The 8,164-nt window shown below is 71.0% G+C and carries 4 protein-coding genes; all 4 read left to right on the top strand.

All coding sequences use genetic code 11. The features are described 5' to 3' along the window. The coding region (locus HUW62_RS43705; protein WP_176437820.1) for a non-ribosomal peptide synthetase at positions 1-1,495 on the top strand (1,495 nt) is incomplete at its 5' end. Then, a complete protein-coding gene (locus HUW62_RS43710) occupies positions 1,488-5,657 on the top strand; it encodes an amino acid adenylation domain-containing protein (protein ID WP_176437821.1) in 4,170 nt (1,389 codons plus the stop codon). The genes HUW62_RS43705 and HUW62_RS43710, both read left to right, overlap by 8 nt. Then, a complete protein-coding gene (locus HUW62_RS43715; protein ID WP_176437822.1) occupies positions 5,654-7,027 on the top strand; it encodes an MFS transporter in 1,374 nt (457 codons plus the stop codon). The genes HUW62_RS43710 and HUW62_RS43715 overlap by 4 nt, the downstream gene beginning before the upstream one ends. Next, positions 7,024-8,164, top strand: a 1,141-nt coding sequence (locus tag HUW62_RS43720) for a fatty acyl-AMP ligase (RefSeq protein WP_176437823.1), incomplete at its 3' end; no start/stop codon positions are given. The genes HUW62_RS43715 and HUW62_RS43720, both read left to right, overlap by 4 nt.

Raw genomic sequence — 8,164 nt, forward strand, 5'->3', positions numbered from 1 at the left:
ACGCGCCGCGCGCCCCACCGAGCCCCCTGCCCCGCTCGCGGGCCCCGACACCCTGGCGTATGTCGTCTTCACCTCTGGCTCGACGGGGACACCCAAGGGCGTGATGGTCTCGCACCGGAGCTGGGCCAATGCCTACCTCGGCTGGGAGCGGGACTACGGACTGCGGGAGGACGGCTGCCGCAACCACCTGCAGCTGGCGAGCTTCTCCTTCGACGTGTTCGCGGGAGACCTGGTCCGGGCGCTCCTCTCGGGAGGCCGGCTGGTCATCTGCCCCAGGGAGTGGCTGCTGGAGCCCGCGCGGCTGTATGCGCTGCTGCGTGACGAGGACATCCACTGCGCCGAGTTCGTCCCCGCCGTGGCGCGCGGTCTGCTCCAGTATCTGGAGGAGAGCGGGCAGCGACTGGACTCCATGCGGGTGTTCATCGCCGGCTCCGATGCCTGGTACGTCGACGAGTACCACCGCCTGCGAGGCGTCATCGGCGACGACACGCGGCTCATCAACTCCTACGGCATCAGCGAAGCCACCATCGACAGCACCTGGTTCGAGAGCGACGGCCTGGAGGCGGCGGACGCGCGGCTCGTCCCCATCGGCCGCCCCTTCGCCAACGTGCGCATCCATGTGTTGGATGCACGCCACCAGCCCGTGCCCGTGGGCGTCGTGGGCGAGCTCTTCATCGCTGGCGAAGGCGTGGCGCGTGGCTACCGCATGCGTCCGGAGCTGACCGCGGAGCGCTTCGTTCCCGACCCCTTCGGCGCTCCGGGCGCGCGGCTGTATCGCTCGGGAGACCGGGCGCGCTGGTTGCCAGACGGGAACCTGGAGTTCCTGGGGCGCGCGGACACCCAGGTGAAGTTGCGCGGCTTCCGCGTGGAGCTGGCCGAAATCGAGTCGGTGCTCGGCAAGGCGCCCGCCGTCGAGGCCGCCGTGGTCCTGCTGCGACAAGACCCCGGAGCGCCCGCTCGGCTCGTCGCCTACTTCGTGGGCGCGGGTGCACCGGACCTCTCGGCGCTGCGGGACTTCCTGAGGGCGAGGCTGCCCGACTACATGGTCCCCGCCCTCTTCCTGAGGCTCGACGCGCTCCCGCTGACGCCCAACGGCAAGGTGGACCGCCGGGCCCTGCCCGCGCCGGATGCGGGCCTGCGCGCGGTGGATGACCCACTGGTCGCGCCGCGAACGGAGACAGAGGCGGCGCTGCTCGCCATCTGGCGCGAGGTGCTGGGGTTGGAGTCGCTCGGAGTGCTGGACGACTTCTTCGCCGTCGGCGGCCACTCCCTGCTGGCCACGCGAATCCTCTCCCGGATGAACGCCACCTTCCAGGTGGAGGTGCCCCTGCGCGCCCTCTTCGAGCACACCACCGTCGCCGCGCTGGCCGAGCGCATCGTCCTCGCGCGACTGGAGGCCGCGGACGCAGCGGCGCTCGCGAGCGCGTTGGACGAGGTGGACGGGATGTCGGACGAGGAAGTGGCGTTGCTCATGGGAGGCGCCAACGATGAGTGACGCGCTCCAGAAGCGGCTGGCCGGATTGTCCCCGGAGAAGCGCGAGCTCGTGCTGAAGAAGCTGCGCGAGCAACAGAAGACCGCGGCGCCGGCGCCGACTCAGGGCCCGCCCCCCATTCTCCGCGCCCCACGCACCGGGCCGCTGCCGCTCTCCTATCCGCAGCGCCGGCTCTGGTTCCTGGACCAGTTCGAACCCGGGACGCCGGCCTACAACATCCCCGAGTTCGTGCGCCTGCGCGGCCCGCTCCAGGTGGAGGCGCTGACGCGCGGCCTCGCGGAGGTCGTCCACCGACACGAGGTGCTGCGGACCACCTTCGCGGCCGAGGACGGTGAACCCACGCAGCACGTCGTCCCGCGCCTGGCGCTCGAAGTCCCCGTGGTGGACCTGACGTCCCTGGCCGCCAACGAGCGTGAAGCGCGCTGCAGCGAGCTGGCGCTGCGGGAGGCGGGCCGGTCCTTCGACCTGGCGAAGGGGCCACTGCTGGCGACCACGCTGGTGCGCCTGGGCCCGGAGGACCACGTCCTGTTGCTGGTGATGCACCACATCATCTCCGACGGGTGGTCCACCGGCGTGCTCGTGCGTGAGCTGGCGGCCCTCTACGACGCCTTCTCGCGCGGACAGCCCTCTCCGTTGACGGAGCTGCCCATCCAGTACGCCGACTTCGCGGTGTGGCAGCGGCGCTGGCTCCAGGGGGACGTGCTGGATGCCCAGCTCGGCTACTGGCGCCGACAGCTCACGGACGGCGACGCTCCGTTGAAGCTTCCCACGGACAGGCCGCGTCCCCGCGTGCGCACGTTCGCGGGTGGGAAGCGGGCCTTCGTCGTGAGCCCGGAGGTGACGCGGCGCCTGCGCGCGCTCGCGGGCCAGGAGAAGGCCTCGCTGTACATGGTGCTGCTGGCCGCGTTCCAGGCCCAGCTCCACCGCTACACGCGCGAGCCCCGGCTCAGCGTCGGCACGTACATCGCAAACCGCAACCGCGCCGCCATCGAGCCGCTCATCGGCTTCTTCCTCAACACCCTCGTCATGCGCACGGACATGTCCGGCAACCCGCGCTTCCGCGAGCTGCTGCGGCGAGTGGTGGACGTGACGCTGGGGGCGTACGCGCACCAGGACGTCCCGTTCGAGAAGCTGCTGGAGGAGCTGGCCCCCACGCGCGACACCAGCTTCCCGCCCTTCTTCCAGGCCATGCTGGTGCTGCAGAACACCCCCGAGGCCGAGGCCACGGTGGGGGCACTCCGGCTGGAGTCCTACTCCGTCCCGGGAGAGTCGTTCGCCCAGTTCGACCTCACGCTCTGGCTCGCCGAGGAAGCGGACGGACTGCAGGGCACGTGGGAGTACAACCGGGACCTCTTCGACGCCACCACCGCCGACCGCATGGTGGCGCACTTCCAGACGCTGCTGGCCAGCATCGCCGCCAGGCCCGACGAGCCCCTCGCCACGCTGCCACTGCTCCCGCCGGAAGAGCGACAGCAAGTGCTGCACGGCTGGAACGAGGCACGCCTGGACGTCCCGGCCGGCACCTGTCTGCATCACCTCATCGCGGCCCACGCCGCCAGGACGCCAGACGCCCTCGCCGTCGTCGACCCGGAGCGCCGTCTCACGTATGCCCAGCTCGACCGGCGCGCCAACCAGCTCGCGCACCATCTGCGCGCCCTGGGCGTGGGCCCCGAGCAGCGCGTGGGCATCTTCCTGGAGCGCTCCGTCGACCTGGTGGTGGCCGTCCTCGCCGTGCTCAAGGCCGGGGGCACCTACGTCCCGCTGGACCCTTCGTATCCGCCGGACCGCACCGCGCTGATGCTCTCCGACAGCCAGCCCGCGCTGCTCATCACCCGGAGGACGCTGCGCGACACGCTGCCCACGCCACGACCCACCATCGTGAGCCTGGACGAGGACGCCCTCGCCATCGAGGGGCGCCCGGACACGGCCCCCACGGGAGGCTCGGGACCGGAGCACCTCGCGTACGTGGTCTACACGTCGGGCTCCACGGGGCGGCCCAAGGGAGTGATGGTGGACCATCGCGCTCTCGCGAATGCCTACTTCGCGTGGGAGCACGACTATCGGCTGCCCACGCTGCGCGCCCACCTGCAGATGGCGAGCTTCTCCTTCGACGTCTTCAGCGGGGACCTCGCGCGGGCACTCGGCTCGGGCGCGGCGCTCGTGCTCTGCCCGCGTGAGTGGCTGTTGGAGCCCGCGCGGCTGCACGCGCTGATGGTGCGAGAGCGCGTGGACTGCGGAGAGTTCGTGCCCGCGGTGGTCCGATTGCTGATGGCCCACCTCCAGGAGCGTGGAGAGCGGCTGGACTTCATGCGGCTGCTCATCGTCGGCTCGGATACGTGGGACATGCGCGAGTACACCCAGCTCCGAAGCCTGTGCGGCCCGGACACGCGGCTGGTGAGCTCGTACGGCCTCAGCGAAGCGACCATCGACAGCACCTTCTTCGAGTCCGTCACGCCCAGCCCCAGCGAGCAGACCGTCCCGATTGGACGCCCCTTCCCCAACGCGGAGATGTACCTGCTGGACGCGGCGCTGCAGCCCGTGCCCATCGGAGTGCCAGGGGAGCTGTTCGTCGGCGGCGTGGGGCTGGCGCGAGGCTACCAGGGGCAGCCGGGCCTCACGGCCGAGCGCTTCATCCCGCATCCCTTCAGCGCGGAGCCCGGCGCGCGCCTGTACCGGACGGGGGACCTGGCGCGCCACGCGGCGGACGGCACGTTGGAGTTCATCGGGCGCAACGACACGCAGGTGAAGCTGCGCGGCCACCGCATCGAGCTGGATGAAATCAGGGCGAGGCTGTTGGAGCACGCGAGCGTGCGCGCCGTGGAGCTGCTCGTCCGAGGCGACGGGGCGGCGCGGCAGCTCGTCGCGTACCTCACGCTGACGGCACCGGACGCGGTGGGCGAGGAGGCGCTCCGTCAGCACGTGCGCCAGCACCTGCCCGTGTACATGGTGCCCTCGGCCTTCGTCCTCCTGGACGCCTTCCCCCTCACGCCCAACGGCAAGGTGGACCGGAAGGCGCTGCCTCCGCCCGGAGACTCCCGGCGCGAGGCGGCGGAGGGCTTCATCGCGCCGCGCGGAGACACCGAGCAGAAGCTCGCGGCGCTCTTCGAGGAGCTGCTGGGGACAGGCCCCATCGGCGCGAGCGACAGCTTCTTCGATTTGGGCGGACACTCCCTGCTCGCCGTCCGGCTGGTGGCTCGGATTCGCGAGCGCTTCGGCAAGGCTCCGTCCCTGGCGGTCCTCTTCCAGGGCCCCACGCTGGAGCAGCTCGCGCGAGCGATTGAGCAAGACGGCGACAGCCCGTGGTCTCCATTGGTGACACTCCAGGCCGGGGGCGAGGGACCGCCGCTGTTCTGCGTGCCGGGCGCGGGCGGCAACGTCCTCTACTTCCGGGAGCTGACGCGGCGGCTGGGCACGGCGCGGCCCCTCTACGGACTCCAGGCACGGGGACTGGACGGCGCGGAGCCGCCGCACGCCTCCGTCGAGGAGATGGCGGAGTGCTACGTCCAGGCGCTCCAGCGGGTGCGGCCGCACGGCCCCTACCACCTGCTGGGCCACTCCTTCGGGAGCTGGGTGGCCTTCGAGATGGCGCGGCGGCTCCAGGCGCGCGGCGAGGAGGTCGCCTTCCTGGGCCTCCTCAACACTCCCGTGCCCAGGCACGAGGAGCCCGCCTCCGACGCGCCCGCGCTCGACGACACGGACTGGATGGCCTCCGTCGCCAGCGTCGCGGGCCGCCTGTATGGCGTGGACCTGGGAGTCTCCGCCGAGGCGCTCAGGCCGCTCTCCCCAGAGGAGCGATTGGCCCACGTCACCGGTCGGCTCGTCCAAGGGGGCCTCTTGCCTCCCGACGCGGACAGCCAGCAGGTGCGCGGCCTCATCCAGGTCTACAAGCGCGCCTACGAAATCACATACATCCCTCCGGCGGACGCGCGCCCCGCCCCCATCACCCTCTTCCGGGCCAGGGAGCGGCACGAGGAGGACGGTGTCCTGCCGGGCGACTTCAAGGAGGACGCCACCTGGGGCTGGAAGCACCACGCGGCACGCCCCGTCCTCGTCGAGGACGTCCCGGGCGACCACATGACGATGCTGGCCGCGCCACACGTCGACGAGCTCGCGGAGCGCGTGCGCTGGCACCTGGAGCACACGTCCACGGAGCGTGGCTCATGACGCAGGCCACGGTGGCGCCCGCGCCTGACTTCTCGCTCGGGCGTGCCCTCGCCCTCTGGTTGGGGCAGGTGGTGTCCCTGCTGGGCTCCTCGCTGACCAGCTTCGCCCTGGGCGTCTGGATGTATCAGACGACGGGAGGCGTGACGCGCTTCGCGCTCATCATGCTGTGCGCCGCGCTCCCGGGTGTCCTGCTGGGACCGGTGACGGGCGCGCTGGTGGACCGGTGGAAGCTCCGGCGGGTGTTGCTGCTGAGTGATTTGACGGCCGGCCTGACGACGCTGGTGCTGGCCGTGCTGCTCTTCACGGGGCAGCTCCGCCCGTGGCACGCGTACGTCACGACGGCCATCGTCTCCGTGGCCGGCGCGTTCCAGCAGCCCGCCTTCGCCGTGCTGGTCTCCACGATGGTGCCGCCCCAACACCTGGGCCGCGCCAACGGCATGCTCCAGTTGGGGCTCGCCTGCGCGCAGTTGGGGGCGCCTCTGATGAGCGCCTTCCTGCTCGCGGTGGTCGACCTGGAGGGCATCCTGCTCATCGACGCGGTGAGCTTCGCCCTCGGCGTCCTGCCGCTCTTCGTGTTGCGCCTCCCGGAGCGCCCCGCCGCCGCCCTGTCCGAGGCGGGACAGCCCTCCCTCCTCACCTCGGTGCGGGAGGGCGGCGCCTATATGCGAGCCACGCCCGGCCTGTTCGCGCTGCTCGGCTTCCTGGCGGGCAGCAACTTCATCACCGGCGTCGTCGAGGTGCTGGTGACGCCGTTGGTGCTGGCGCTCGCGGACGTGAAGGCGCTGGGCATGCTCACCACCGCGGGAGGCGTGGGGCTGATGGCGGGCAGCGTGGTGATGAGCGCCTGGGGCGGCCCTCGACGTAAGATTCACGGCGTCCTGCTCTTCCAGCTCGCGTGCGGCCTGTGCCTCGTCATGGTCGGGCTCGGGACGTCGCTCCCCTTGCTGGCGGGCGTGGCCTTCGCGTTCTTCTTCGGCATTCCCATCATCAACGGCTCCAGCCAGTCCATCCTCCAAAGCATCGTCCCCTTGCCGCTCCGGGGCCGGGTCTTCGCCATGAGCGGGGCCCTCACCGGGATGATGCTGCCGCTCGCCTACGCCATCTCCGGTCCGCTCGCGGACCTCGTGTTCGAGCCCGCGCTCCGTCCAGGCGGGGCGCTGGTCCCCCTGATGGGGACACTCGTCGGCACGGGCGCGGGGCGAGGCATCGCGGTGATGTTCATCCTCTCGGGCTCGCTGACCGTCCTGTTGACGGGCCTGGTCGCCCTCCATCGACCCCTGCGCGCGCTCGAAGCCGAGCGCCAGGTGGCCCCCGGCCCGTACGCCGGGACGCCGCCCATTTCCCCCTCTTCTGAAGGAGCCACACCTTGAGCGCCGTCATTCCTCCGTCCATCGCCACGCTGAGCGAGCTGCTGCGGTGGCGCGCCAGCGTCCAGCCCGATGCGCCCGCGTACACATTCCTCGTGAACGGCGAGGACGAAGAGCAGCGCTGGAGCTACGCGGAGCTGGACCAGCGCTCCCGAGCCGTCGCCGCCGCGCTCCAGGAGCAGGGCGCCGCCGATGACCGGGCCCTGCTGCTGTTCGCGCCGGGGCTGGAGTACATCGGGTCGTTCTTCGGCTGCCTCGACGCGGGCGTGGCGGCGGTGCCCGTCTACCCTCCCCAGAACGAGCAGACCCTGGCGCGCCTGCTCTCCATCATCACGGACGCAAGGCCGCGCTTCTTGCTCACCACGAGCGACATCCTGGAGAGCGTGAAGGCCTTCGCGGAGACGTACCCGCTGCTGAAGGAGCTGCGGTGGCTGGCGGTGGACGCGCTGCCCGAGGGACAGGAGGCGCTCTGGAGGCCGCCGCGAATCACAGGCGACAGCATGGCCTTTCTCCAGTACACGTCCGGCTCCACGTCGACGCCCAAGGGCGTCATGGTGTTGCACAGGAACCTGCTCGCGAACGAGGAGATGATTCGCCAGGGCTTCGGCAACGATTCGAGCGCGACGACCGTGGGCTGGCTGCCGCTCTACCACGACATGGGGCTCATCGGCACGGTGTTGCAGCCCATGTACCTGGGCGCGCACGGGGTGTTGATGTCTCCCTATTCATTCTTGCAGCGCCCGGTGCGGTGGCTGCGAGCCATCAGCAAGTACCGGGGCGTGGTGAGCGGAGGGCCCAACTTCGGCTATGCGCTGTGCGTCCGGAAGGTGAAGCCCGAGCAGCGAGAGGGATTGGACCTGAGTTCGTGGAAGATTGCCTTCAACGGCGCGGAGCCCGTGCGAGCGGACACGCTGGAGCGCTTCGCCGAGTCCTTCGCGCCGCAGGGCTTCCAGAAGGCCGCGCTCTATCCTTGCTATGGGCTCGCCGAGGCAACGCTCTATGCGACGGGAGGGGCCCGCATGGTCTCTCACCGCACCCTCGGCGTCGACGCGGGAGCGCTGGAGCGCAATCGCGTCGTCGAGGCCGCACCCGGCGCGGAGGGCACGCGGACGCTGGTGGGCTGCGGGAGGGGTTGGGCGG

The sequence above is a fragment of the Myxococcus sp. AM011 genome (genome assembly GCF_013372595.1).
Classification (GTDB): Bacteria; Myxococcota; Myxococcia; order Myxococcales; family Myxococcaceae; genus Myxococcus; species Myxococcus eversor.